Source organism: Flavitalea plasmicola (assembly GCF_030546645.1).
Lineage (GTDB): Bacteria > Bacteroidota > Bacteroidia > Chitinophagales > Chitinophagaceae > Puia.
On sequence record NZ_JAUOTO010000003.1, the window covers coordinates 626562 to 652653 of the forward strand.

Annotated in this window: 20 protein-coding genes; 14 read left to right on the forward strand and 6 right to left on the reverse strand. The window is 51.3% G+C overall.

The window, feature by feature from the left end; all coding sequences use genetic code 11:
* Position 1 precedes the first annotated feature (1 nt).
* Genes hutI through Q4E93_RS12625 form a run of 4 tightly spaced genes read left to right on the forward strand, consistent with a single transcriptional unit; the run spans position 2 to position 6056 of the window.
* Positions 2-1231 carry an imidazolonepropionase gene (hutI, locus tag Q4E93_RS12610; protein ID WP_303585677.1) on the forward strand — a complete coding sequence of 410 codons (1230 nt, stop codon included), beginning with the start codon at positions 2-4 and terminating at the stop codon, positions 1229-1231.
* 11 nt (positions 1232-1242) lie between these two features.
* Positions 1243-3273 carry a site-specific recombinase gene (locus Q4E93_RS12615; RefSeq protein WP_303585678.1) on the forward strand — a complete coding sequence of 677 codons (2031 nt, stop codon included), beginning with the start codon at positions 1243-1245 and terminating at the stop codon, positions 3271-3273.
* 33 nt (positions 3274-3306) lie between these two features.
* Positions 3307-4998: a glutamate formimidoyltransferase gene (gene ftcD, locus Q4E93_RS12620; protein ID WP_303585680.1), complete on the forward strand. Its 1692-nt coding sequence runs from the start codon at positions 3307-3309 to the stop codon at positions 4996-4998.
* A gap of 11 nt (positions 4999-5009) precedes the next feature.
* Positions 5010-6056, forward strand: a complete 1047-nt coding sequence (locus Q4E93_RS12625) for a formimidoylglutamase (protein WP_303585681.1) — start codon at positions 5010-5012, stop codon at positions 6054-6056.
* Positions 6057-6060: 4 nt separating this feature from the next.
* On the opposite strand, the gene Q4E93_RS12630 is transcribed toward Q4E93_RS12625, so the two are convergent.
* The gene (locus Q4E93_RS12630) at positions 6061-8310 is read right to left on the reverse strand and encodes a patatin-like phospholipase family protein (RefSeq protein WP_303585682.1); all 2250 of its coding nucleotides are present in this window, start codon (positions 8308-8310) and stop codon (positions 6061-6063) included.
* Positions 8311-8321: 11 nt separating this feature from the next.
* Complete coding sequence (gene abc-f / locus Q4E93_RS12635; protein WP_303585684.1) at positions 8322-10280, reverse strand: ribosomal protection-like ABC-F family protein; 1959 nt, start codon at positions 10278-10280, stop codon at positions 8322-8324.
* Between the two features lie 91 nt (positions 10281-10371).
* On the opposite strand from abc-f, the gene Q4E93_RS12640 reads away from it, so the two are divergent.
* Entirely contained in the window at positions 10372-10986 is a 615-nt protein-coding gene (locus Q4E93_RS12640) for a DUF3347 domain-containing protein (protein WP_303585686.1), read from the forward strand.
* A gap of 78 nt (positions 10987-11064) precedes the next feature.
* Here Q4E93_RS12640 and Q4E93_RS12645 read toward each other — a convergent pair whose 3' ends face one another.
* Together Q4E93_RS12645 and Q4E93_RS12650 are read right to left on the reverse strand one after the other, a co-directional pair.
* Complete coding sequence (locus Q4E93_RS12645) at positions 11065-11913, reverse strand: hypothetical protein (RefSeq protein ID WP_303585688.1); 849 nt, start codon at positions 11911-11913, stop codon at positions 11065-11067.
* A gap of 55 nt (positions 11914-11968) precedes the next feature.
* Complete coding sequence (locus Q4E93_RS12650) at positions 11969-13216, reverse strand: hypothetical protein (RefSeq protein WP_303585690.1); 1248 nt, start codon at positions 13214-13216, stop codon at positions 11969-11971.
* A gap of 348 nt (positions 13217-13564) precedes the next feature.
* Here Q4E93_RS12650 and thrS point away from each other — a divergent pair, with 348 nt between their 5' ends.
* The 6 genes from thrS to Q4E93_RS12680 all read left to right on the forward strand — a co-directional run bounded on the left by thrS (position 13565) and on the right by Q4E93_RS12680 (position 18934).
* Positions 13565-15508, forward strand: coding sequence for a threonine--tRNA ligase (gene thrS / locus Q4E93_RS12655; RefSeq protein ID WP_303585691.1), 1944 nt, complete (start codon positions 13565-13567; stop codon positions 15506-15508).
* A 70-nt stretch (positions 15509-15578) separates the two neighbouring features.
* Positions 15579-16166: a translation initiation factor IF-3 gene (gene infC / locus Q4E93_RS12660; protein ID WP_303585693.1), complete on the forward strand. Its 588-nt coding sequence runs from the start codon at positions 15579-15581 to the stop codon at positions 16164-16166.
* A gap of 147 nt (positions 16167-16313) precedes the next feature.
* Positions 16314-16511 carry a 50S ribosomal protein L35 gene (rpmI, locus tag Q4E93_RS12665; protein WP_303586314.1) on the forward strand — a complete coding sequence of 66 codons (198 nt, stop codon included), beginning with the start codon at positions 16314-16316 and terminating at the stop codon, positions 16509-16511.
* A gap of 54 nt (positions 16512-16565) precedes the next feature.
* The gene (gene rplT, locus Q4E93_RS12670) at positions 16566-16910 is read left to right on the forward strand and encodes a 50S ribosomal protein L20 (protein ID WP_303585695.1); all 345 of its coding nucleotides are present in this window, start codon (positions 16566-16568) and stop codon (positions 16908-16910) included.
* 153 nt (positions 16911-17063) lie between these two features.
* Complete coding sequence (locus tag Q4E93_RS12675) at positions 17064-18461, forward strand: type III PLP-dependent enzyme domain-containing protein (protein WP_303585698.1); 1398 nt, start codon at positions 17064-17066, stop codon at positions 18459-18461.
* Between the two features lie 17 nt (positions 18462-18478).
* Positions 18479-18934 (forward strand): nuclear transport factor 2 family protein, encoded by a 456-nt coding sequence (locus tag Q4E93_RS12680; protein ID WP_303585700.1) that lies wholly within the window; start codon positions 18479-18481, stop codon positions 18932-18934.
* Between the two features lie 11 nt (positions 18935-18945).
* Here the strand turns inward: Q4E93_RS12680 and Q4E93_RS12685 are convergent, their stop codons facing one another.
* Together Q4E93_RS12685 and Q4E93_RS12690 are read right to left on the reverse strand one after the other, a co-directional pair.
* A complete protein-coding gene (locus tag Q4E93_RS12685) occupies positions 18946-20124 on the reverse strand; it encodes a hypothetical protein (protein WP_303585703.1) in 1179 nt (392 codons plus the stop codon).
* A gap of 347 nt (positions 20125-20471) precedes the next feature.
* On the reverse strand, positions 20472-20903 hold the full coding sequence (locus tag Q4E93_RS12690; RefSeq protein WP_303585705.1) for an Hsp20/alpha crystallin family protein: 432 nt from the start codon (positions 20901-20903) through the stop codon (positions 20472-20474).
* A 267-nt stretch (positions 20904-21170) separates the two neighbouring features.
* On the opposite strand from Q4E93_RS12690, the gene Q4E93_RS12695 reads away from it, so the two are divergent.
* The 3 genes from Q4E93_RS12695 to Q4E93_RS12705 all read left to right on the forward strand — a co-directional run bounded on the left by Q4E93_RS12695 (position 21171) and on the right by Q4E93_RS12705 (position 26081).
* Positions 21171-21584 carry a BrxA/BrxB family bacilliredoxin gene (locus tag Q4E93_RS12695; RefSeq protein ID WP_303585707.1) on the forward strand — a complete coding sequence of 138 codons (414 nt, stop codon included), beginning with the start codon at positions 21171-21173 and terminating at the stop codon, positions 21582-21584.
* 438 nt (positions 21585-22022) lie between these two features.
* Positions 22023-23327, forward strand: a complete 1305-nt coding sequence (locus Q4E93_RS12700; RefSeq protein WP_303585709.1) for a prolipoprotein diacylglyceryl transferase — start codon at positions 22023-22025, stop codon at positions 23325-23327.
* A gap of 282 nt (positions 23328-23609) precedes the next feature.
* Positions 23610-26081, forward strand: coding sequence for a TonB-dependent receptor (locus Q4E93_RS12705; RefSeq protein ID WP_303585711.1), 2472 nt, complete (start codon positions 23610-23612; stop codon positions 26079-26081).
* The last annotated feature ends 11 nt before the right edge of the window (positions 26082-26092 follow it).

Consider the following 26092-nt stretch of genomic DNA (forward strand, 5'->3'; position numbering starts at 1 on the left):
CATGTCTACCCAACTCATCGTAAACTGTAAGCTGGCAGGCGTCCACCAGGTGCAAGGACCCTTGCGGGGACCTTCATTGGCCGTACTCCCCTGCATAGAGGACGGATGGCTCATGATAGAGGATGAGCACATCGCGGCACTGGGGCCTATGACGCAATTGCCATCGTCCCCCGCCACCGTCTTGGATGCCGCCGGCCGTCATATCCTCCCCGCCTGGTGCGACAGCCATACCCACCTCGTATATGCGGGCAGCAGGGAAACTGAATTCGTGGACAAGATCCGTGGCCTCAGCTATGCAGAGATCAACGCCAGAGGGGGAGGTATCCTTAACTCTGCCCGCGTTCTGCGGGAAACCTCGGAGGATGCCCTATTCGACCAGGCCTGGAAAAGACTGCAGGAGCTCAGCCGCCTGGGCACCGGCGCCATCGAAATAAAGAGCGGATATGGATTGACGGTAGATGGAGAGCTGAAGATGCTGCGCGTCATCAAAAAACTGAAAGAACGCAGCCGTCTTTCCATCAAAGCCACATTTCTTGGCGCCCACAGCTATCCGCCGGAATATAAGGATAACCACCGGGGATATATCGATCTGCTTATCAGCGACATGCTGCCAGTGATCGCCCGTGAGAAGCTGGCGGATTATATCGACGTATTCTGTGAGCAGGGATTCTTCAGCCCGGAAGAAACGACGGAGATATGCCGTGCCGGTATGAAGCATGGCCTCAAACCGAAGATCCATGCCAACCAGTTGCATCTGTCGGGAGGCGTGCAGGCCGGAGTAAAACTGGGCGCCGTGTCTGTCGATCACCTGGAAATGATGGACGGGGACACTATCGCCCTATTAAAGGATTCACCCACCATCGGGACACTATTGCCTACCGCAGCTTTCTTCCTGCGCATGCCTTTCCAGCCGGCAAGACAGTTGATAGACGCCGGATGTGCGATAGCCCTGGCCTCCGATCTGAACCCCGGCTCTTCTCCCAGCGGCAACATGAACCTGGTAGTGGCGATGAGCTGTATCCAGATGAGGATGTTGCCCGAGGAGGCCATTAATGCAGCAACGATCAATGGAGCATATGCTATGGAACTGGGCGCCGTCACAGGCAGCCTTACACCCGGCAAAAGGGCCGATCTTATCATTACCCAACCTATTCCATCCCTGTCTTACCTGCCCTATTCCTTTGGGTCCAACCTGATCGACAAGGTCATCATCAGAGGGGAATTTGTTTAAAAGCTTTTAGCATGTTTGGACGCAAGAAAAAGGGAAAAGCAGATTTTATCCGGACTGTATCTGAAAGGAGCACCATCCTTCCCATATCGGACAGCCAGCAGGGACTTGACTTTCTCGTGTCCTTTTTATCCACTATACGGCCGTCCTCCTCACCCGGCCGGCGCCCAGCCGCCGAGAATATTCGTCGCGTTACCGCAGCTCTTCACCAAAGTCCTGTGCTGCTAAGCAACCTGCAGCACGCCATTCTTTCCCAGCTGGTGCGTACTGACCTTTCGTCCGCATTGACGGAGAGCGGTATACCATTGGCCCGCGGCTTCTGGCAGGAATTCTTTGGAAGGCTGCGGCACAAGCTGCTGCCGACTTTACGGAATGAAAATGACTTCCTGTATGTCCTGAACCGGGTCTTCTTTCACAATGATGACTATAAATGGGTAGAAGACATCCCCCGCGAAGACTGGGTGCTCTTCTTCCAAAGCATTGGCCTCAGCCTGCACATAGACGACCGGCGCATACTTTCCCAGCTGCTGTACTCCCTGAGGACGCTTAGCTTCCAGGTGGCCCAGCTGGGATTGGAAAAGGAAGTGCAGGACTATATGCCGGAAGGAGAAAAGGAAGAAAACCCCTTCGTAGCACAGCATTACCATATACATGAGATGGAGCAGGAGCTGCTGTTCCCTTCTTCACCAGACCATATCGCCCTCAAAAAAATTACAGAAAAGATCAACCAGACGCTTGCCCAGTGTTATGACAGTCTGGAATTCATCCGGGAGAACCATACTCAGCGGGGCGCCAGCCTCCATCAGACCTATATCCTGATCCTCCTGGCCAATCGCCTGGAACGGATGTCCATTCTCACGGACCTGCTGGATAAAGATCATTCCTTTGATGCAGGCAAGTTCGTCGACTTCTTCCGCATGCTGGTCCGTAACGAGAACAGAAAGAACAGTCTCCTGGAGTTCATGTCCCAGACCATGGGGTACCTGGCCTACCAGATCGCGGAGCACAAAGGGGCAAAAGGGAATAAATATATCACGGCAACCTGGGCGGAATACCGTGCCATGCTGGTGAGCGCGATGGGCGGCGGCGCCTGGGTGTGCCTGGTGGTTATTATCAAAAACCTGCTTACCAGGCTGCCGATGGCACTCTTCTGGCATGGATTTGCTTACAGCGTCAACTACAGCCTGGGCTTTATCCTCATTGAAGAGACCCATACCACCCTGGCTACCAAGCAGCCCGCTTTCACGGCCAGCGCCGTGGCCGGCAGCCTGGATACACGCCGCAATACCCGGCAGCCCAATCTCTACAACCTGGCCGTCACCGTTGCAAAGGTCTCCCGCAGCCAGATAGCTTCCTTTGCTGGCAATCTGCTCATCGTGTTCCCCGGTACCTTTGGCCTGGCCTGGGCCTATGATAAGATCTTCGGCACGCCCCTGGTGAACGGAGAAGTGGCGCTGCGGATGCTGAAGGACCAGCATCCCTGGCAAAGCTTGTCCCTGCTGTACGCCTGCAACGCTGGCTTCTTCCTTTTTCTCAGCGGTATCATCGCCGGCTATGTGCAGAACAAGATCCAGTATGGACACATTTCCCGGCGATTGCAGATGCATCCTGTTTTGCGGATATCCATGCGGCAGGAAAGATTAAAAAAACTGGCCGATTACGTGGAAAAGAATGCCGGCGCCCTCGTGGGAAATGTGGCCCTTGGCTTCTTCCTGGGAATGGCGGGATTCGTAGGTGAGATCTTCGGCATTCATTTCGATATCCGGCATATTACCATCTCTGCCGGCAATACCGCCCTGGCGATGTATAGCCTGGGCTTCCATCACGTCAATCCCTGGTATCTTGCCACCGTCATCGGCGGCGTGCTGGGCATCGGCCTCCTGAATTTTCTTGTCAGCTTTTCCCTGGCCTTTGCGGTGGCGCTGAAGAGCAGGGGCGTTCGTCTCCGGGACTACCCCGGATTCCTCGGTATCCTTGGACGATATTTCATCAGTAATCCCCTGGATTTTATCCGTCCAAGGAGAAGGCTGGCGGAGAATGACTGACAAAATGAACCAGTTTGCTTAAATTGCCACCCTATGGCGTATCAAATCATCGAATGCGTACCAAATTTCAGCGAAGGACAAGATAGTAATATCATCCGGCAGATCACCGGTGAAATAGAGACCGTAACAGGCGTTCGCCTGTTGAATGTGGACCCGGGCAAAGCCACCAATCGTACCGTGGTGACCTTCGTAGGCAACCCGGCTGCCGTGGTCGAAGCGGCATTCAGAGCCATCAAAAAGGCCGGCGAGCTTATCGACATGTCACGACATAAAGGTGAGCATCCCCGCATGGGAGCCACGGATGTCTGTCCTCTCATACCCATCGCAGGTATCAGTATGGAAGAGGTGGCCGCATGGGCGCGGCAATTAGCTAAAAGGGTAGGAGAGGAGCTTCAGATCCCCGTCTATTTATACGAAGCCGCACAGCCTGACAAGAACCGCAGCAATCTTTCCGTCATCAGGGCCGGTGAATACGAAGGTTTTTTTAAAAAGATCCAGCTGCCGGAATGGGCGCCCGACTTTGGACCTTCGGTCTTCGATGCCCGCCGGGGCGCCACTGTAATAGGGGCGCGTGACTTCCTGGTAGCCTACAACGTCAACCTCAATACCACTTCCACCCGTCGTGCCAATGCTGTCGCTTTTGACGTCAGGGAGGCCGGTCGCGTACTCAGGGAAGGCGATCCTATAACAGGTAAGCCAGTGACGGGCGCCGATGGAAAGCCTATTCATACCCCGGGCCGGCTGAAAGCCGTCAAAGCCATCGGCTGGTACATCGAAGAATATGGCATCGCCCAGATCTCCATGAACCTGACGAATATCAGCGTGACACCGGTGCACATTGCCTTTGATGAAGTTTGCAGGTCGGCGACAGAAAGAGGGCTTCGCGTGACAGGCAGCGAGCTGGTGGGTTTGATCCCCCTGCAGGCCATGCTGGATGCCGGCCGCTATTTCCTGGAAAAGCAACAACGCTCTACAGGCGTCTCTGAAAAAGAGCTGATCCGCATCGCCATCCTCTCCATGGGACTGGATGAACTGGCACCTTTCAAACCAGAGGAACGCATCATAGAATATCTGCTCGCTAACGACTCCGATCATACGCTGGTTGGCAAGAGCCTTGTAGACTTTGCCGACGAAACGGCCAGCGAAAGCCCTGCGCCGGGTGGTGGTTCTATTTCAGCCTATGTCGGCGCCCTGGGCGCCGCCCTAGCCACTATGGTAGCCAACCTGTCCGCTCATAAAAAAGGATGGGATGGCCGGTGGAAAGAGTTCAGCGATTGGGCAGAGAAAGGTCAGGCACATAAAAAAGAGCTGCTCAGCCTGGTAGACGCCGATACCCGCGCTTTCAATGGCATCATGGCCGCTTTTGGTCTGCCCAAATCTACGCCGGAAGAGAAAGCCGCACGTACGGCAGCCATCCAGGCGGTTACAAAAGTCGCTATCGAAGTACCTTTACGGGTAATGGAGCTGGCCTATGCCAGCATGGAGACCATCCGCGCCATGGCGGAAACCGGCAATCCCAATTCCGTATCTGATGCAGGCGTGGGCGCCCTCTGTGCCCGCACCGCTGTCATGGGCGCCTGGCTCAACGTACGTATCAATGCCGCCGGCTATGAGGACAGGCAATGGGTGGAGCAGGTACTCTCGCGTGGAAAGGATCTGGAAATAAAGACCGCCGCCGCCGAGGCGGAGATACTCAGGATCGTCGATAATAAGATCTCTTCATAAAAAGAACCTATATGCAATACCTTCGCGTTTATACCAAACAGGATATCCTCTCCCGGACCCATATCCGGAAATTTGAGACGAAACTAGGCGAACAGGTATTGACGATTGCCGATGCCAGGTCCCTGACCTCCTCCATTGAAAAAACCACCGCAGAATATATATTGATAGGCGTGCCCGAAGATGTAGGGGCCCGCGCCAATGGCAGCCAGGGAGGAAGCTCGACCGCCTGGTTGCCGTTCCTGGATTGCTTCCTGAACATCCAAAGCAATGATTTTTTCACAGGCGATAATATCCTCGTACTGGGCCATTTCGATTTCAGCGAAGTGCAGCGGCTGATAGAAGCCAATGCGCACGATGGGCAGGAGAAACAGGAAGCATACCGCCATGCCCTGCATACCATCGACGAGGCCGTGGAAGACCTGGTGAAGGTCATCACTGCCAGCGGTAAGATCCCCATCGTCATCGGAGGTGGTCACAATAATTCCTATCCTCTTATCAAGGGTTCCGCCAAAGGTTTGTACAAGGCGGGGTTGATACCTCTGGCGCAGATCAACTGTGTCAACCTGGATGCCCACACCGATTTCAGGCCCGCAGAAGGAAGGCACAGCGGCAATGGCTTCCGTTATGCCGAAGAGGATGGATATCTGCAGAAATACTGCGTCCTCGGCGTACATGAGAACTATCTTCAGCAAAATGTTTGGCTGGACATCGTCAACAACCCATTTATCGATCTCATCACCTATGAGGATATCTTCATCCTGGAGAAGCGGAATTTCATCCAGGCTGTCGCCCATGCCACTTCTTTTACTGAAGACGGCTATATTGGGCTGGAGCTGGACCTGGATAGCATTCAGAATACGCTTAGCGCCGGCATGACGCCATCGGGACTTACCCCGCTCAATGCCCGTCAATACCTGACGCTGGCGGCTACGGATTCTAAAGTAGCCTATCTGCATATCTGCGAAGGCGCCGCCACGCTGGATGACGGACGCAACGATCCCATGACCGGGAAGCTCATCAGCTATCTGGTCAGTGATTTTGTGAAGGCGAGGGAATGAGCTGTCAGAAAGGTATCCCGATATTCACGTATCCCAGTACCTCTTTGGACTGATCGGAATACATAGCGCTCACCTCCAGCGGCCCCAGCGCAAAATTGTAGGTGAATGTCAGCGCATACCCGGAAAGAAAGTCCGGCGTAGTAAAGAAAGTCTGGTTGTTCGTAATGAAATTATTGAAGAGTATATTGGCTTTGCCGGTGATAAAGGTATTGCTGAACAGCTGGTAGCGCAATCCCACCAGCATGGAGGCCAGGCTGGAAGAATAGAAGGTCCCTTCCCGCAGACCAGCGAAAGTCACCTGGTTATGGAAATTACTCGTGAGCCCCCCGATGGAAAATTCATTCATGATGTTGCGGAGGTAGTTGAAATTCATGCCGGCCTGTACATGCGTCAGCAGGGTATAGCGCCTGGCGAGCGGCGTGTACCTGTCCAGGCTGAACAACACCCGCTGATAGGGTTTGTCCGAAAAGCTAGTGTCGTTGCGCGTGGTATTGGAGGCGAAATATTGCGCATGAGGGCTTTGCTCAAAGACATAGTCCGCCTCAGCTTCGATCTTCGTTCCTTTACGAGGGAAGACGGGCCTGTCAAGGGTGTTGTGGCGAAGAAAGAAATAGCTGGTCATAAAATCGTTCCGTCCTTTGAACTCCAGGCTGGAAGTGATCGAGGGATCGTAATGTATCCATTCAAATCTGCTGCCAAGCCCGAAACTAAGATCCCTGTTCGTGGAATAGCTGAACTTGCCGTCCAGCTTGAAGTAATTCTGGTCGTAAAGACCTGCTTCCTTGAAGCCGGCATTATAGCTGGTGATGCGGAATTGATCGAACTGTGTTCCAAGGATAAATGCAAATTTACCACCCCGGCTGAAATATTGGAGGTGCTCGGCCCGCATCCTGAAATTCTGCCCGATGTTCAGGGTCACCAGGCTGCGGGACGTAGGCGTAAAGAAATTCCGGCTGGTAAGATTGATGATAGCGCTGATGCCGCTGAACTGGTTGTAATTGAGGCCGATCTTCGCAAAAGTGAGCGGGTTCTCCGTCGCTTCGAAAATGACACGGTTGCTGTCGCCACTGCCAAGTGGTTCGAGGGAATACGTGATCCGGTTGTAATAGCGGGTGCCAAAGGCCCGGCGCACCATCCGGGAAAGATTCTGTGCGGAATAATACCGGTTGACCTCCAGCCCCGTCGCCTGGATAAAAAATGATTCCGATGTTCTTTCCGTCCCTTTCACCTCGAAGGATGAGATCTTGACGGGTATTTCGGCGGGAAGTCTGTTCCCGGAAATCTCCTGTGGACCGTAAATAGCATTCAGGCTATCGGCCAGCCGCTTGAAGACCGGATAAAGTCTGCGCCCTTCCGTGACACCCGTGTCGATGATCTGATCGGCTTCGCCAAAGCTGCCCATTCCAAACTTTTCCAGGGGCTGATGCACATAAATATTACATAACGGGATTTGTTTGCGCGTGTCTTCCGCCTCCCGAAAAAATGCCACCTGCAGCAGGACCTGGATGGCATTGGTCACCTGCTCCGAAGTACGCAGGGCGCCTGATACATTGCTGCCGATCACCAGGTCGGCCCCCATGTCACGTACGTTCTGCACCGGGAAGTTGCGGACAACGCCGCCATCCACTAATTTGCGGCCATTGTAGCCAACGGCGGTAAAGAGGGACGGAATGGCCATGCTGCTGCGAATGGCCGAAACGATCTCACCGCTGTCCAGCACCATTGCATCGCCCGTGGACACATCGGTGGCGACACATTCGAAAGGAATGGAAAATTTATGGAAGTTCTTGATATTATAAACGGGACGGAATAGTTCCGCGAATTTGAGCCAGAGTTCCTGCCCTTCTATTACACCCGTGGCAATACGGAACCAATGGTTCACCCAGGGCAGCTCGATGTCATATTTGCCATATTCGTCCTTTTCCTCCATGATCATGCTGCGCATGGTGGACTGGTTGGAGAGCAGCAGGTCCCAGTCGATCCGGCGGGCAATCCTTTCAATGCTGTCAGCGGAATACCCTACGGCATACAATGCGCCGAGGATGCTGCCCATACTGGTCCCCGTGATATAGTCAATTTTCAGCCCCGCCGAGTCGATGGCTTTGAGTATGCCGATATGGGCGAGGCCCTTCGCACCACCCCCGCTGAGGGTTAGCCCGATCCTGGGACGCTTGCCCGGCGACTGCGCAAGAACGCTTCCGGCGGTCACCATCAGTAAAAGCACGGTAAAAAAGTATCTCGCTAGGCTGTTCATATCGGCATCGGTCACTGGTTTTTTTCCAGCTCCATGATCTTCTCGAAGACCTGTTCGTATTCCTTGTTGGCCTTGTTTAGCTCTTCACTGGCCTTTTTATAATCCGTTTCTGCCTGTACGAACTTATTCCTGTCGGAATACGTTGCAGGATCCGCCAGAGATGCTTCCAGCTGGCTTTTTTGACGGGTGAGAGTAGCTATCTTTTCTTCCAGCTGTTGGAAGATCCGTTGTTGTTTCTGTAGCTCTTTTTTCTGCTCTTTGTTGACTGGCGGGGGCGGAGGCGTTGCCTTCACGGGCGCAGGGGCTGTCTGAACGGGTTTGGCGACAGGCTCAGCCGCGGTCAGGGAATTTTTTTTTTGAGCCGCCTCCATCCTTTCCTTCCATTCCACATATTCCTCGTAGCCGCCCTTGAATTCCCTGATGCGACGGTGCTCGTCTATCTCCCAGATCTTATTGGCTGTCTTTGAGATGAAATACCGGTCGTGGCTTACCAGCAGAAAGCTGCCTTCGTATTTGTTCAGCGCTTCGATCAGCAGGTCGCAGGAATGCATGTCCAGGTGGTTGGTAGGTTCGTCCAGCAAGAGGAAGTTGGCCTTGCTGACAATGGTCTTGGCCAGCGCCACCCGGGCCTTTTCGCCACCGCTGAGCACCTTGATCTTCTTGTCCACATCGTCTCCGCTGAATAAGAAACAGCCTAACAGCACCCGTAGCTCCAGGTCTGTTTTCTGGCTGCCGCAAAGCTGCATCTCTTCCAAAAGTGTATTGTTCACGTCCAGCGCTTCCAATTGGTGCTGGGCATAAAAGCTCTCTTCCACGTTGTGTCCCCACACCCGCTCGCCTTCGAAAGGTTCCGTGCCGCCGATGATGCGCAGCATCGTGGATTTTCCCTTGCCGTTGGCGCCGATCAGTGCGATCTTGTCTCCCCGGTCAATTTCTACCGAAGTATCCTGAATGATGGTGAGGTTGCCGAATCGCTTCGTGGCATGCTTCAATGTCGCCAGTACGCGTCCCGGCGTCTTATCCACCCGGAAGTTGATCTTGATATTGGGACGTTCTATTTCCACGTCCTCGATGCGATCGATCTTATCCAGCCGCTTCATGGCGCTTTGCGCCGCTGCCGCCTTACTGGCCTTGGCGCGGAAACGTTCGATAAAACGTTCCTGCTGGCGGATATAATCCTGCTGGTTTTCGAAAGCCCGCTGCTGCAGCTCTACCCGCATGGCTTTTTCCGTCTCGTAGTAACTGTAGTTGCCGTTGTAGACGTGCAGCTCTTTCTGGTACAGCTCCACGATCTTGGTCACCATCTTGTCGAGGAAGAATTTATCGTGGCTGACGATGATCACCGAGCCCTGGTAATGCTGCAGGTATTTCTCCAGCCATTCGATGGAAGGAAGGTCCATGTGGTTGGTCGGTTCGTCCAATAGCAGCAGATCAGGCTGCTGGAGGATCATCTTGGCCAGCAATACCCGCATCCGCCATCCACCGCTGAATTCCCGGAAAGGTCTTTGCAGGTCGGAATTGGCAAAACCGAGCCCCTGAAGGATCTCCTCCGTCTTGTGATGGATGCTGTACCCATCCAAGGTATCCATTTCATGCAAGGCATCCGTATACTGGTGGAGCAGGGCCTCGTCCTCGGAGTTCTGCTCCAGGCGCTTACCCAGCACGTCGATCTCTTTTTCCAGCTGCAGCACTCTGTCGAAGGCCGTCATGGCCACCTCCAGTATCGAGCCGTTGGTATCGAAGCTCAGCAGGTCCTGGTGCAGGTAGCCAATGCTGGTGCTGCGGCTCCGCTCCACAGTGCCCTCCGAAGGGCGGTAGTCGCCGGCAAATAATTTCAATAAGGTGGATTTTCCCGTACCATTATAGCCGATGAGGCCGATACGTTCATTGGGTTGGATATGCCAGGTGGCGTTGCGTACAATGGTCCGGGCCCCGAATTCGAAAGTTACATTCTGTAGTCCTGCTAACATGAGTGCAAATGTACTGCAAACAGACTGTAACCCCATGTCCCTGCCCGTTCTATGAGTAGATTTTTATGCTACCTTTATGAAAATTTCCTTAATGAAGAAGTTGGTTTTATTGATCATAGTACTTGTAATAGCAGGACTGGTTGGCTGGAAGCTATTATCAAAGAAAGAGGCCTCCCAACCAGGCCAACCCGATCAGGCCCTGAAAATCAGTAAGAATTCAGGCTCTTTTAACTCGGCTTTTGCCGGCCTGCTGAACGATTATTACGCCCTCAAGGACGCTCTTGTTGCATGGGACACCGTAAAAGCGGATCAGGCGGCGTATGCCCTGGCCCACAGGACCGATAGCTTGCCCGTGGATCAGATCAAGGGTGACAGCGACATCGTCAATACGGCGAAAAGTCTTATTGCCAGCGTGGGCAGTGAAGCAAAAGGCATTGTGGGAGAGGGGAATATCGAACAAAAGAGAAGGGGGTTGAATATGCTCACCGGCTATCTGTATGACCTGATACGTACGGTGCGCTATGACGCCGAGATCGTGTACCATGAGCGTTGTCCAATGGCATTCAATGGGGAAGAAGAAGGCTTCTGGCTGTCTAATTCATCGAAGATCGTCAACCCTTACCTGGGGGACAAGCATCCCACCTATAAGTCGAAGATGCTGGGTTGCGGAGAGGTCGTCGATTCCGTGAATTTTGCCAAAAAGTAGCTGCAAGCTGTGAGCTACAAGCTGCAAGCGAAGCACTTATTAAGATCTAACTTGTAGCTTGAAGCTTGTGGCTTGAAGCTAATCCGGTTTGTACACAAATCGTACCGCCGCACTTTTTTGCTCACTGGAAGTAAGAAAGACCTCGATCTTTCGCGCCCCGGCGGTCACCATCATCAGCGCGGTGTTGGGGGGTATTTCTCCCAGGTTGTCCGCATACATCACCAGCTCGTATTCCGTGCCTGCGATCGCGTGGACGTTCATCGTCAGCGGCCGGTCGGTCAGCATTTGCCGGTAGAGCAGCAATTTTCCATTGATAAATACGGTCACCGTATCATGGTCGATCTCCCCATTGTCATACAGCTCGATCTTTACGTCGGGGCTATTCAGCGTGATGGTTTTTATGACTTCTTTCTCCCGCGGCTGGATATGCAGCTGCCGCTGTAAGCGTATCAACGTGTCGTTTTGAGCTGTCTCCTCCGGGAAGTCTGCAACGGTCGCCCGCTTTAAAACTATCTTTCCAGGCGGACATGGCAGCCGTTTGCCCAGCATAACTCCTTTCCAATCGCCTTGAAGCACTTCTTCCGCACCTTCCAGGGAATAGGTCAGATCATAGGTCTTGATACAAGCGGCGCAGTCTTCAGGGATGTCTGCCTGCAGGACCTGTTCTTCTATCAGCACCAGCCGCCGGGTCCTGGTATTATAGCGCCCCGTAAAGCTCATCTTGACGAAATGCGTTTTATCATAATAGTCATAAGCCCTGCCCGTGACCTGGTCATTGGTAACATCGATCTGCAGCTCCAGGAAATACCGGGGATAGCAGCCGCCGGGCCCCTGCGTCAGCGTCCCTTTCCAGATGCCCGCGATATTCTCTGCCAGGAGGCAGCAGGGCATTATCCAGCAGCATATGATCAGGTAGAGGAGGCGCATACGAATAAAGTTAATGACAATCCAACCATGGGGAAACATCGAACTGTAGGAGCGGTCACTTCTGGTACCTGAACGTCACCATGGCATTCTTTTGTTCTGTGGAGGTGATGCGCACTTCGTATTCTTTATCGCCTGCTTTGACGATCATCAACGAGGTATTGGGTGGGATCTCGCCTTCATTCTCCGCCACCATTACCAGTTCATGGTAGTCCTCGGATTCATCCAGGTGCAGCGTCACCACCAGCGGTCTGTCCGTCAGCATCGCGTGAGAGATCACCATTTTCTTATCCAGGTAGATCGACACGGTGTCGTGGTCGATGGCCCCGTCGTCGTAAATGTTCAAAATAACTTCGCGTGTATTCACCGTAATGGCTCTGGTCAGCACGGTGGACCTGGACTGCAATACTTTTGGTGTAATGACGGAGAAATGCTTTCCGATGCCTGTAGAGGAATCCATCCGGGCAGTGGATGATGCAGGAGCCTGCGGTATGCTGGCTTTCGCCAGGGGAGCGTTTTCCGGCTCTTTTATTTTGGCGGGAGGTCTTACCGCAGATGGTTTGGCGCCTGCCCTTGCGGTTGCCCCGGACGTATCGGTCCGTCTTGTAGCAGGAGGAGGCGGCTTTCTGCCCGCATTCGTCGTTTTAGCTACATCGGCCGGCTTCTTTGTCTCAGACCGTTTACCCGCATTATTTCCTCCTTTGGCCACCTCCGCCGGCCTTGCTGTTTCATTTCCTGCCTTTCCCGCATCGGGGCTTTTCGGCTTTTCCGTTTCGACCGCCAGCGGCGGGTTCCTGTGCTTTGCCATATCCAGCTCTTTCTCCCGCTTGACCAGGAAAGGCTCTTTATAAAAATCGGACTGGGGCACTTTACGGAGGAAGATGGATCCCCGGCCGCAATTGGAGGAATCCCGCACATTCATGCTGACATAATTGCCTTCCAGGAACTCTTCATTGCCGGACCGGGAATACTGGAGGAAACAGGTCATGATACAAACGTCCCCCGACTGGTTGCGCACTTCCAGCAACTTTACTTCCTGTAAAAGAGCTTTGCTGGTCTTAGGGTTCACCGCACCGTTGGCAGCTGCCTTACCGTAAAAAATAGAGGAAAGATAAGAGTAAGTGACGGCTTCGATCGTTTTGTCATGCTGGGCGATCTGTACCTCGAACTTATACCGGTCGTCAAACAGTGAGCTGCGAGTGGACATATTGGTGGCACGGAAATGTCCCTGCCAGACACCCGTCAGGTCCTGCCCATGGATAAAGCCAAAAATAAGTAATGAAAGGAGTGTAAATGTGCTCCGCATTGCCGACTGTTTCACTTAGCAAGGTAAAGAAATAATTTGTTCCCGCGGTCCCGGCTGTCAATAAAGGACAACCATTTGTGGCAATACTTTGTTAATTTTTTACTTGCGATGATGATGTCTTTTCAATGGTCTAAGTGAATTCGCCGGAAGGTGGCGAATTTCCCTGGCGATCAATGTCTTTTTACTTCGGGGCATAATGTCCTTTTCAATGGTCTCAGTGATTCCGGCCGAGCCGGAATTCAATGGACGGGAAGAACCTAACCGACTGCATAACAGCACTGGATATGAGTATATGGTCCCTCTTACTTCCATTGACAATTGAGCATTTTAGCGTAGGTTTGCACCCTTATGATCAAGATCACTTTTCCAGATGGAGCCGTAAGGGAATATCCCTACGGCAGCACTGCGCTGGACATAGCGAAGTCCATCAGTGAAGGATTGGCAAGAAAGGTTTTAGCTGCGAATGTCAACGGACAGGTATGGGACGCTACACGCCCTATTCCCGCGGACGCTTCATTGAAATTGCTCACCTGGGATGACACGGAAGGTAAATCCACTTTCTGGCACTCTTCCGCCCACCTGATGGCAGAAGCCATCGAATCAATGTATCCCGGCGTAAAATTCTGGGTCGGACCTGCCACAGAAAACCCTCCGGGTTTCTATTATGATATGGATCTGGGCGGCCATCAGATCTCCGATGAGGATCTTCGGAAGCTGGAAGCTAAAATGGCCGAGCTGGCCAAACAGAATACGGCTTATCAGCGGAAGGACATCAGCAAGGCTGATGCAATAGGCTATTTCACCGACAAAGGCGACGAATACAAGCTGGACCTCCTGGGCAACCTCCAGGATGGCGAGATAACTTTCTATACGCAGGGACAGTTCACCGATCTCTGCCGGGGACCGCACATCCCGCATACCGGGTTCATCAAGGCGGTGAAGCTGACCAATATCGCCGGCGCTTACTGGAAAGGTGATGAAAAGAACAAAATGCTCACCCGCATCTACGGCATTACTTTCCCCGCCAGAAAAGACCTGGAGGAATACGAGGCCCTGCAGGAAGAGGCGCGGAAAAGGGATCACCGTAAATTGGGTAAAGAGCTGGGGATTTTCACGTTCGACGACCAGGTCGGTCCCGGGCTTCCTTTATGGATGCCGAATGGCGGGATTGTCATCGAGGAGCTGGAAAAGCTGGCCAAGGAAAGCGAGGACAAGGCTGGATATAAAAGGGTGGTCACCCCCCATATCGCAAAAGAGAGCCTTTACCTCACCAGTGGTCACCTGCCTTATTACCAGGACAGCATGTACCCCCCCATGGAGCTGGAAGGGGTGAAGTACTACCTGAAAGCCATGAACTGCCCGCATCATCACAAGATCTTTGATGCTGAACCGAAAAGCTATAAGGACCTGCCTTACAGGCTTGCGGAATATGGCACTTGCTACCGGTATGAGCAAAGCGGCGAGCTGTTCGGGCTCATGCGGGTACGATGTTTGCACATGAACGATGCGCATATCTATTGCACCAAAGAGCAGTTTTACGAGGAGTTCAAGGCTGTGAACGAAATGTACCTGAAGTATTTCAAGATCTTCGGCGTTGATAAGTATGTCATGCGGCTGAGCCTCCACGACCCCGCGAAGCTGGGGAAGAAATATGTAGACGAGCCGGAACTATGGAAAGAGACGGAAGCCCTGGTCAGGGACGTGCTGATCCGGACCAATACCCCCTTCAAGGAGGTGGCGGATGAGGCGGCATTTTATGGTCCCAAAATAGACGTGCAGATCTGGAGCACCATTGGCCGGGAGTTCACCCTGGCCACCAACCAGGTGGATTTCGCCCAGGGCCGCCGCTTCAAGCTGACCTTTACCAATAAGGACAACCAGCCAGAGACGCCCCTCATTATCCACCGGGCGCCCCTGGGGACGCACGAGCGCTTTATAGGGTTCCTTTTGGAGCATTTTGCCGGGAAATTTCCCCTATGGCTGGCCCCGTTGCAGGTGAAGATCCTGCCGATCAGCGATAAGTCCATGGAATATGCACAAACTCTTTTGGATTCCCTGAAAAATGCGGATATTCGTGCTGAGGTGGATGATCGCAGCGAAAAAATAGGGAAGAAGATCCGCGACACGGAGCTGGCGAAAGTTCCCTATATGCTGGTGATAGGAGAGAAGGAAATGCAGGAAGGGAAAGTGGCAGTGAGAAGGCAAGGTAAAGGAGACCTCGGCACAAAGACCATCGACGAGTTCATCCTTGAGGCCAGAAAAGAGATCAAAGAAAGGACTCCCAACCCCTAAAGGAGTCGTTAAACAAAACGAAAAAATTAAAGCCTTCAGAATGGGGGAAGGCTGAACTTAAAAATTGTAAATGGCATTTCCACCGAGACCTCCGAGAGGTAATTTCAATCCACGTTTCAGGAAAGAACAACAACAAGAACACCGTACCAATAACATGATCAGGGTACCGCAGGTACGCCTGGTGGGAGAGAATATAGAGGTAGGAGTGTATTCCTTCCAGGAAGCGCTGAAAATGGCGCAGGAGCAAGGGCTCGACCTGGTAGAGATCTCTCCCAATGCAGACCCTCCAGTATGTAAGATCATCGATTATAATAAGTTCCTTTACGAAAAGAAGAAGAAGGAAAAGGAAATGAAGGCCAAGAGCAAGGCCTCTGAAGTAAAAGAGATCCGGTTCACGCCGAATACGGATGACCATGATTTCGACTTCAAGGCGAAGCATGCCGAAAAGTTCCTGAAAGATGGTAATAAAGTAAAGGCTTATGTCCAGTTCAAGGGACGGGCCATCCAGTTCAAGGAAAGGGGGGAGCTGCTGCTGCTGAAGTTTGCCGAGCGCCTCAATGACTCTGGCGTGCTGGAAGGCATGCCCAAAATGGAAGGCAAGCGCATGTTGGCGATCTGGGCGCCAAAACCCCAGAAAAAGAAGGAAAAGAACGCCTAAACGGGCTTATTACGATAAAAAACCCGCCTGGAAGGCGGGTTTTTTCATTTTTATGGCTTACCTTTGCGCTCCGTTTACCCAAACGGCTCCATAAGTGTTCCGCCTGTGCGGATCCGCCAGCAGGGTATCATGCAAAAAGCATTCAAAATGCCAAAGGTCAAAACGAATTCGAGTGCCAAAAAGAGGTTTAAGATCACCGGCACCGGAGAGATCACCTTCCAACGTGCGTTCAAACGCCACATTCTTACCAAGAAATCTAAGAAACGTAAGCGCAGCCTCAATAAGAAAGGTGTTGTGCACCATGCTAACCAGGATTTCGTCAAACGTCTGTTAAGACTGAAATAAATAAGCCTTGATGCTTATTTGCACTTTATTTATTAATTGAAAATTAGTTAAGATATGCCACGTTCAGTAAATGCTGTTGCTTCCAGGGCACGCAGAAAACGCATCTTAAAAGAAGCAAAAGGTTTCTATGGCAAACGTAAGAATGTTTACACCGTAGCCAAGAACGTATTGGAAAAAGGCCTTCAGTACCGTTATGTCGGCCGCAAATTAAAGAAAAGGGAATATCGCACGCTGTGGATCGCCCGTATCAACGCCGCTGTCCGTGCAGAGGGGCTGACCTATTCCGCTTTCATCCACAAGCTGTCCCTGAAAGGCATCGGCCTGGATCGCAAGGTGCTGGCAGACCTGGCTATGAATGAGCCGGAAACGTTTAAGAAATTGGTAGATTCCGTTAAGTAGGTTTTATTGCACCACAATTATACACCGGCTCTCCAAAGGGGCCGGTTTTTTTATGGGGTCATCTAAAAAAAATCCCCATTATTTATCCAAAAAACTTCACATTTGCATAGTTTTTTTATAAACCGATAAATACCATATAACCTGGACCAGTCAATGAACAATACGTACACCGACCTGGTGACACAAACCTTCAACTTCCCCCAGGAAGGATTCGAGGTTAAAGATGCTTACCTTCAATTCAACGGCCTGGACCTGAAAGCGCTGATCGATAAATATGGCACGCCCATGAAGCTAACCTATCTCCCCAAGATCGGGATGCAGATACGGAAGGCGAAAAAGATGTTCGCCGCCGCCATTAAGCGCCATCACTATGAAGGGAAGTATTATTACTGCTATTGCACAAAGAGCTCTCATTTCTCTTTCATTGTGGAAGAAGCGCTGAATCATGAGATCCACCTGGAGACCTCTTACGCCTACGATATCGAGATCATCAAAAAACTTTACGCCCGTAAAAAGATCACGAAGGATACCTTCATCATCTGCAACGGGTTTAAACAGAAACCCTACACCAGCCGTATCGCCTCCCTGCTGAACAGCGGCTTCAAGAACGTTGTTCCCATCCTGGACAATAAGGAGGAGCTGCAGCAATACAAGCGCTCGGTGAAAGTTCCTTTCAAGCTGGGCATCCGGGTGGCGGCTGAAGAAGAGCCCAATTTCCCTTTCTATACCTCCCGTTTGGGTTTCCGGGCCCGTGATGTGCTGGAATTTTATGTGGACAAGATCGAGGGCAATGAAGACAGGTTCCAGCTGAAGATGCTGCATATCTTCCTCAACAAGGGCATCAAGGATGATATCTACTACTGGTCAGAGCTGAATAAGGTCATCAACCTGTACTGCCAGCTGAAGAAGATCTGTCCCGAGCTGGACTCCATCAATATTGGCGGCGGCTTTCCCATCAAGCATTCCCTGGGCTTCGAATATGACTACCAGTTCATGATCAATGAGATCGTGGGAAATATCAAAAAGGCCTGTAAGCGCAGCAATGTGCCCATGCCCCATATCTTCACAGAGTTCGGCAGCTATACGGTAGGAGAGAGCATGGCGCATATCTACAGCGTCATCGGACAAAAGATGCAGAACGATCGCGAGATCTGGTACATGATAGATTCTTCTTTTATCACCACGCTGCCTGATACCTGGGGCATCGGGGAACGCTTCCTCATGTTGCCGATCAATAAATGGGATGTGGAATATCAGCGTGTGGTATTGGGCGGCATCACCTGTGACAGCCACGACTATTACGATTCGGAAGAGCATATTAATGAAGTGTTCCTGCCCAAGATCATTAATGGCGAACCCCTGTATGTCGGCTTTTTCCATACCGGGGCTTACCAGGACCAGATCAGCGGGTACGGCGGCATCAAGCACTGTCTGATCCCTTCTCCCAAACATGTCATTGTAGGGCATGATAAGAATGGGAAACTGGTGGACTGGGTATACGCCAAGGAACAGACGGCGCAGAGCATGTTGAAGATACTTGGGTATAAATAGTGTCCTAAAATCTGCATATGGCCCTTAAATACCTGCTCACCTGCGCATTGCTGATGGCGATCGGCGGCGCCCGCGCCCAATCGGCGCAGGATTCCGTCAGGACAGCCGTCAATCAATTATTTACGGCGATGAAAAATGCGGATAGTGCGCAGCTGGTGGCCGCTTTCGACGACAGCGCGGTACTGCAGACCATCGTAGTAGACAGCGCCGGGAAAGTAAGCGCCCGCAGCTATCCCGTAACCCAGTTCGCTTCCGCCATCAGTAGGCTTCCCAAAGGCGCCGCTGATGAACAGATCCATATTGAAACGCTGAAAATTGATGGCCCCCTGGCAGCCGTCTGGGCCTCTTACCATTTTTACTACAATGGCACGCTGCTCCATTGCGGGGTGGACTCCTTTCAACTGGTCCGTGTAAATGGGGTCTGGAAGATCCTTTATATCGTGGATACCCGGAAAAAGGGCGCGTGTGAATAGCCGCACAGGCGCTATTTCCTTTTCAGCCTGTACTTTTTGTTCACCCTGGGATTGTTAAAGTAAGCGTTCAGCTGTTCCTCCGTCATGCTGCTGGTCTCCTCCAGCGGAACGTCAATCAGCTGTACCTGGGTCTGTTTCAGCTCATTTTTCAGGGCAGTCACTTTTTTGGCGATCTCCATGTCTTTTTCTCCTACGAGAGCATTGTCCCGCATGCTATACTCCAGTCTCTTGATGGAGCTGCGGATAAGACCCGCCTGGTTCTGCTCCGCCTGAAGGGTAGGGGCTACCGCCTCTTTTACAGGTACCAGTGCAACCCCGACACTGGGTAATATCGTGCCGGCAGTTTTCGCATCCTGGCTGGCGGCCGAGGAGAAGATGGTGCCGCCCAGCGCTGTGGTGGCGGTGGTCATATCGAAATCCGTTCGAGTATTCTTGGTCTTCTTCACCTTTTTGTCCAGCTGAAAGAAAGCGTACTTCAGCCGGAGAATATAAGTATTGATGTTATGGATGGCCAGGCTAAATTCCTCCTTCATATAGGGGTAGTTCAGGGCTTCTTTTATATAGATGCGGATGGTGGCCGTGTCGCGCATAAAGATCTTGTTCGTACCGACAAAGTAGAGGATAAGAAGCTTCGTTTTGGAGGAATCGCTCTCTTTTACGAAGTCATAAGGCGGGCTCCAGGTAAAATCGTCGTTACATCCTTTGATACTGGAATTCGTTTTGATCGGTATGTTGGAGTAGAAGTTGATGCCTTCGATGGGATAGGTGCCCGTCTCGCATTGCACTTTGAAGCTGATGGTATCCCCTTCGTCCATATATAAGACATTGCTTACCGTAGGCTTCACATGGGAAGGCATGATCTCTGTCGTAAAAAACACCAGCGTAAAGGAAGTATCCACCCGTTCCTGCGGGTTATTGAGATTTTGCACGCCAATATTGACCTTGTATTCGTTGTCGTATTTCAGCCTGCCGGAAAGGAAGTAGGATTTATCTGCTTTGAAGGTCAGCAAGCCATTTTCTTTGATCTTCAGGCCGACCGGTGCATTCTTCATAAAAAAGAAGTACTTGCTGGGGTCCCGGTTAAGCTCTAGTTGATAAGTAAGCGTGGAATCTACATGCAATGTGAAGTATGGGTTGAGATTGCGTATTCGCAAAGCGGAGTCATCCCGGATCTTTCCCGTATCGGACATAGCCATGGGAATATGAAAAACGGGATTCTGGGAAAATGCGCTGTCGGAAAATGCCAAGCCTACCACCAAAAGCCAAAACTGAAAAACTTTCACGGGTTTAATCATATTCTTGGATGATGTTGCCTAAAATTAGGTGTAAATGAAGCCCGAAATTAAAACAATCAGGCTAAAAATCCGGAAAACAAATAAAGAAAGTCCTTATTCGTCGCCTTCACAACTTCGTATATACAGGCCAATATCATGCCGGCGTATAAAAAAACAAGCCCTCCCAGGACTGGGAGGGCCTAAACCAAAACCAACTGCTAAATGAACGTTCTAATATCTTTTAGGCATTGAAGCCCACCCGATTACTGGATCGAGATCTGTTTGGTGCTTTCCTTTTCCTGTTCTTTCTTGGGCAGGAGAAGCTTCAGGACGCCATTTTCATATTTTGCCTGGATACCATTGGTATCGATGCGATCATCCAGGTTAAAAGTGCGCTTGAAGCTCTTGAAAGAGAATTCCTTCCGGACTGTCTTGTAATCCTCCGTCTTGGTTTCTTCTTTCTTTTCAAAGGCGATGGTCAACTGGCCCTTGTCGACAGAAAGCTGAAAGTCTTCTTTTGCACGGCCTGGAGCGCTCAGTTCCAGATGATAAGCATCCTTAGTCTCATGGATGTTCACCGGGGGAAAACCAAAATTGCTTTCACGACCCCAGGTTGCGGGGAAATCCTGGAAAAATCCATCAACTAAGCCGGAGAGGTTCCTGGCGGGATGATTGTTAACTTTTACGAGTGTCATAGTGAGTTCCTATTTTAGATTTATCAATTTTGTTTGACAGGTAGGAGGGATCAAACCACGTACCATGGGCCAAAAACATGTTTTATTGGGAATTTTTGACGGGTTTGCATCCCAAATACCAGGTTTAAGGTGACATTATTGCATTTGAAGCCAACTTATGGTGACATTTATTCCGATTTGGGCCGCTACGCAACTTTTTGTTTATTTTTGTGTTTACAATAGGCACTTGGTCACAGCGCCAAATCAACTTTTAAATAGCATATAAAAATGTATCCAGCAGAAATAGTACAACCGATGAAAGAAGAACTCACAGATAATGGGTTCGAAGAGCTACTGACTTCCACAGAAGTAGAGAACCAGCTGAAAAAGTCCGGCACGACCCTGGTCATGGTCAATTCCGTATGCGGATGTTCCGCCGGTTCCGCCCGTCCGGGCGTGCTGATGGCCGTGGCCAACACCGCTAAAAAACCGGATTTCCTGACCACCAGCTTTGCCGGCTTTGATATGGAGGCGGTAAATACATTAAGACAGCATTTGTTGCCCTATCCCCCCTCATCCCCGGCTATTGCCTTGTTCAAGGACGGGCAATTGGTGCATATGATCGAGCGTCACCAGATCGAAGGCCGCCCGGCCCAATTGATCGCCCAGAACCTGATCGGGGCTTTCAATGAGTATTGTTAAACAAGCAGATTTTAATCATAGCAATAAAAACCTTCCGGTTCGTCCGGAAGGTTTTTTGTTTGTGGTATAGTCAGCAGTCTATTATCCCTCAACGCCCATTCCCGGAGCAACCGCCTGTGGATAACCCTAACACCCGATCTGTTCTTGTGAAAACCATGTTTCTTCGATGAGAAAATATCCACAGCTGTGAATAATCAACGTAATGCTGACGTGGCCTAAATTTGAAGGAAAAAGTGTTCCCCGTGGAACACTCGTGTGGAACGGCATTCCCCAGAATTTAGTATTTGTGGAAAATTTATTTTTAATTTTTTTTGGAAACTTTGATATAACAACTTCATCTTCCATTCTTTCGGCAGGATATTCGTTGTTTGCCCTTTTTAATGTACGTTTGTGCCCGGCTATGATCTCCCAATGCACACATAGCACCTAAATTTTTTTATGTATCCTAACCTTTATTTCGCCTTCAAGGATCTTTTCGGAATATCGTGGCCTCCTTTGCGGTTCGTTAATTCGTTTGGCTTCTTTGTAGCATTTTCCTTTATCGCAGCGGCGATCACGCTGTCCCGGGAATTGCTCCGGAAGGAAAGAGAAGGTTTGCTCCAGGGCAGGGATCAAATGGTGCTGATCGGCAAACCCGCCAGCGCCGGCGAACTGGTGCTGAATTTTGTCATCGGGTTCCTGCTCGGCTATAAGCTTATCGGTCTTTTTATTTCAAATAGTCCATTGACTGCCAATCCCCAGGACTTTATTAAATCCACCGAAGGCAGCCTTCCGGCAGGGGTTTTCCTGGGCGTTCTCATGGCCGGCTGGAAATGGTATGAGAAGAACAAACAGAAACTGCCGCAGCCGCAGGAGAAAAAGATCCGTATCTGGCCACATGACAGGGTAGGAGATCTCACCATCTATGCCGCCCTCTTCGGTTTCGCAGGCGCCAAGGTCTTCAACAGCCTGGAGACATGGGACGACTTTGTAAGAAATCCCATCGATTCGCTCTTTTCTTTCAGCGGCCTCACTTTCTATGGAGGACTGATTTGCGCGGCGCTGGCCATCTGGTACTATGCCCGTAAGAACGGCATCGGTTTCTGGTACCTCAACGATGCGGCGGCCCCCGGTCTCATGCTGGCTTATGCCCTTGGACGCATCGGCTGCCAGGTATCCGGTGACGGCGACTGGGGGATCCTGAACAGCGCCTATTATACGAACATCGGTGAAAAGGCTGCTCTCGCAGGTCCCGGTGACTTTCAGCGCATTACCGAGCAGTACAAAGAAGTTTACCTGCCTCAGTTCGGCAGCCTGGATAAAATTCCCCACCTGGCAGTAAAAGCGCCGTCCTGGCTGCCGGATTGGTTCTTTGCCTATTCCTATCCACACAATGTTGTGAGCGAAGGCGTACGCATCCCCGGCTGTGATGGCGCCTATTGCAGCCAGCTGCCTATTCCCGTTTTTCCGACCCCATTTTATGAGACATTGGTTTGCCTTGGCCTCTTCTTTCTGCTTTGGTCCCTGCGCAAAAAATTGAAAGTACCCGGGACTTTGTTTGGTGTCTACCTCTTTGTCAACGGGGTCGAACGCTTTTTCATTGAAAAGATCCGTGTCAACTCCAAGTACGATATCTTCGGCATCCATCCCACCCAGGCCGAGATCATCTCACTGCTCCTGGTTATCACAGGGGCTACCATTTATTTCAGACTCAAATCCCGTCCACCACAGAACGACCCGCCCCGGGAAGCCGCTGCCTCCTAGCCATCCTTCCCGTATTACTTCCTTTTATCATTCCTCTTTTGCTGCCTGTAACCTACCGGCAAAATCCTCGTCTTATTCTTTACGAGCAATGCCTGTCGTCAACAAAATCGAACCCTACATCTAAAAAATTATCCGCCTGCCCGTTCTCTGGGTAAGTTTGACTTACCAATTATCAACAAAATCAGCCATCCGACACAAAGCAATGTACTATGTAATAAATAGTACTAACCTTTGTATTGTAATTGCCTACGAATAGTACTGAATAATATAAAATAAATGACCATGACCAGCTTTAAGACCCTGCTGACTGCACTTTTCGCAACACTTTTGTCCTTATCCCTTGCCGCCCAGGCGCCTGGCCGCATCAGCGGGGAGATCACCGATGACAACCACAAACCTATCGAAGCCGCCACCATTTCCTTATTAAATGCCGGTGACTCGTCCCGGGTCCACCAGACCGTCACCGACAAAACGGGCCGGTATGTCTTTGAAAAGGTCGCTGAAGGAAAATACCTGGTTTCGGCCAGCAGCGTGGGCCACGACATCCGGTATTCCCCCCTATTCGAGGTTTCCGCCGCCCAGGCCTCCGTCGCCCTTGGCTCCCTGGCCCTGTCTGCGGCCTCTAAGAATCTACAGGAAGTCTCCGTTGTTGGCAAAAAACCCCTGATCGAACAAAAAGCTGACCGTATGGTGGTCAATGTGGACGCATCTCCAGCCAATGCCGGCTCCACAGCCCTGGACGTATTGGAAAGGTCACCAGGCGTCACCCTGGACAAGGACGACAACATCAGCCTGAAAGGTAAGCAAGGTGTCACCATAATGATCGATAACAAACCCACTTATCTGTCGGCCGCCCAGCTGACCAGCTATCTGAAAAGCCTCCCTGCATCCGCCATCGACCAGATCGAGCTGATGACCAACCCTTCGGCAAAATATGATGCCGCCGGTAATTCAGGGATCATCAATATCAAAACAAAGAAGAATAAAACGAAAGGCTTCAATGGCAGTGTCAATCTCACCCATACCCAGGGCGTCTATCCCAAACCAAGCGGCAGCCTCAACCTCAACTATCGCAATGGGAAAGCCAACTTCTTCCTCAACGGTGGCTATTCCCGCTGGGAAGGCTTTCAACACCTGGATATCGGGCGTACGTACCTTGATCCGGGCCCGACCAGGGTCGTGAACTCTATCTTCTCGCAAGGCACCGAGATCCATTTCGCCAATCCCCAAATGAACCTCAAGTTCGGTATGGATTATTTCCTGTCCAACAGGACTACCCTTGGATTTGTGGTCAGCGGCTTCCAGAATAAAGAGAACAATTTCACCACCAGCGATATTTTATTGAAAGACGCGCATAATGCAGTGGACTCCATGGTCAACTCTACCAGCGTTTCCAAAAACAATTGGAAGAACGGCTCCGTTAACCTCAATTTCCGTCATCAGTTCGACTCCACAGGAAGAGAATGGACGGTCGATCTGGACTATGTCCGCTATTCCTCTCAAAGCGATCAGCATTTCGATAATATAACTACCTACCCCCGCAAGGACGATAAGACGGAGACCGTCCTCACAGGCAACCTGCCCAGCACCATCAATATCTATACATTTAAATCGGACTATACCCATCCACTGGCCAAGGATCTCAAGCTGGAGACTGGCGTCAAATCCAGCTATGTCAACACGGATAATATGGCCAACTACTTCAACATCATCAACAACAACCCGGAAGTGGATACGGCCAAGACCAACCATTTTCTTTACCGGGAAAATATCAACGCGGCCTATATCAATCTGAACAAGCAATACGGGAAATGGGGCATCCAGGGAGGGCTCCGCGTGGAGAATACCAACTACCGCGGTCATCAGCTGGGCAACGGTATCTCCGTCATCAACAAGGATTCCATCTTCTCCCGCAACTATTTCAGCTTTTTCCCCACCCTGTATTTCAGCTACCAGGCCAATGAAAAGAACCAGCTTTCCGTCAACTATGGCCGCCGGATCGATCGTCCCGCCTACCAGGACCTGAACCCTTTCCTTTTCTTCCTGGACCAATATACCTATCAGGCAGGTAACCCTTTCCTCCAGCCCCAGTTCTCCCACAATGTAGAGCTGTCCCATACCTATGCGGGTTTTCTTTCCACCACCCTCAATTATAGCTATACCAAAGATTTCTTTTCGGAGACCTTCGAGCAGTCGGGCCGTGCTACCATCCTCCGCAATGGCAATATCGGCAGCCGCCAGAACGCAGGTATCGCCGTCAGCGCACAGCTGCATGTTACAAAATGGTGGATGTCCATCCTGTATGGCAATGTCAATTATACCAAATTTAATGGAGTATTGTATGGAGAACCCATCAGTGTGGACGCGACGACGCTTACGCTGAACGTAAACAACCAATTCACTTTCTCCAACGGTTGGAGCGCCGAGGTCTCCGGCTGGTACCGCACCAAGGGCGTGGAAGGACAGGTCGTCATCTACTCACTGGGACAGGCCACCGCCGCCGTGTCGAAGAAGCTGTTGCAGGACAAGGCAAGTATCAAGCTGGGCATCCGGGATTTCCTGTACAGCAATAAACCCCACGGCTACCTCAACTTCCAGCAGACAGAGGCTACTTTCCATAACTACAGGGACAGCCGCCAGGTGAGCCTGACCTTCAGCTACCGTTTTGGCAAGCCCCTGAAAGTCCCGGCACGCCACAGGACCACCGGTGCGGGCGAAGAGGAAAGCAGGGTGAAAACGGGGGGCAATAATTAGCCGTGAGCCGT

Bases quoted from the DNA above. Each gene is read 5' to 3' on its own strand.
- Q4E93_RS12685 (WP_303585703.1), bottom strand. From the start codon at position 20,124: ATGTCCGATACGGGAAAGATCCGGGATGACTCCGCTTTGCGAATACGC.
- thrS (WP_303585691.1), top strand. From the start codon at position 13,565: ATGATCAAGATCACTTTTCCAGATGGAGCCGTAAGGGAATATCCCTAC.
- infC (WP_303585693.1), top strand. From the start codon at position 15,579: ATGGCATTTCCACCGAGACCTCCGAGAGGTAATTTCAATCCACGTTTC.
- Q4E93_RS12650 (WP_303585690.1), bottom strand. From the start codon at position 13,216: ATGCGGAGCACATTTACACTCCTTTCATTACTTATTTTTGGCTTTATC.
- Q4E93_RS12690 (WP_303585705.1), bottom strand. From the start codon at position 20,903: ATGACACTCGTAAAAGTTAACAATCATCCCGCCAGGAACCTCTCCGGC.
- Q4E93_RS12630 (WP_303585682.1), bottom strand. From the start codon at position 8,310: ATGAACAGCCTAGCGAGATACTTTTTTACCGTGCTTTTACTGATGGTG.
- Q4E93_RS12615 (WP_303585678.1), top strand. From the start codon at position 1,243: ATGTTTGGACGCAAGAAAAAGGGAAAAGCAGATTTTATCCGGACTGTA.
- rpmI (WP_303586314.1), top strand. From the start codon at position 16,314: ATGCCAAAGGTCAAAACGAATTCGAGTGCCAAAAAGAGGTTTAAGATC.
- Q4E93_RS12700 (WP_303585709.1), top strand. From the start codon at position 22,023: ATGTATCCTAACCTTTATTTCGCCTTCAAGGATCTTTTCGGAATATCG.
- rplT (WP_303585695.1), top strand. From the start codon at position 16,566: ATGCCACGTTCAGTAAATGCTGTTGCTTCCAGGGCACGCAGAAAACGC.
- Q4E93_RS12705 (WP_303585711.1), top strand. From the start codon at position 23,610: ATGACCAGCTTTAAGACCCTGCTGACTGCACTTTTCGCAACACTTTTG.
- Q4E93_RS12625 (WP_303585681.1), top strand. From the start codon at position 5,010: ATGCAATACCTTCGCGTTTATACCAAACAGGATATCCTCTCCCGGACC.
- Q4E93_RS12645 (WP_303585688.1), bottom strand. From the start codon at position 11,913: ATGCGCCTCCTCTACCTGATCATATGCTGCTGGATAATGCCCTGCTGC.
- Q4E93_RS12680 (WP_303585700.1), top strand. From the start codon at position 18,479: ATGGCCCTTAAATACCTGCTCACCTGCGCATTGCTGATGGCGATCGGC.
- Q4E93_RS12695 (WP_303585707.1), top strand. From the start codon at position 21,171: ATGTATCCAGCAGAAATAGTACAACCGATGAAAGAAGAACTCACAGAT.
- Q4E93_RS12675 (WP_303585698.1), top strand. From the start codon at position 17,064: ATGAACAATACGTACACCGACCTGGTGACACAAACCTTCAACTTCCCC.
- ftcD (WP_303585680.1), top strand. From the start codon at position 3,307: ATGGCGTATCAAATCATCGAATGCGTACCAAATTTCAGCGAAGGACAA.
- abc-f (WP_303585684.1), bottom strand. From the start codon at position 10,280: ATGTTAGCAGGACTACAGAATGTAACTTTCGAATTCGGGGCCCGGACC.
- hutI (WP_303585677.1), top strand. From the start codon at position 2: ATGTCTACCCAACTCATCGTAAACTGTAAGCTGGCAGGCGTCCACCAG.
- Q4E93_RS12640 (WP_303585686.1), top strand. From the start codon at position 10,372: ATGAAGAAGTTGGTTTTATTGATCATAGTACTTGTAATAGCAGGACTG.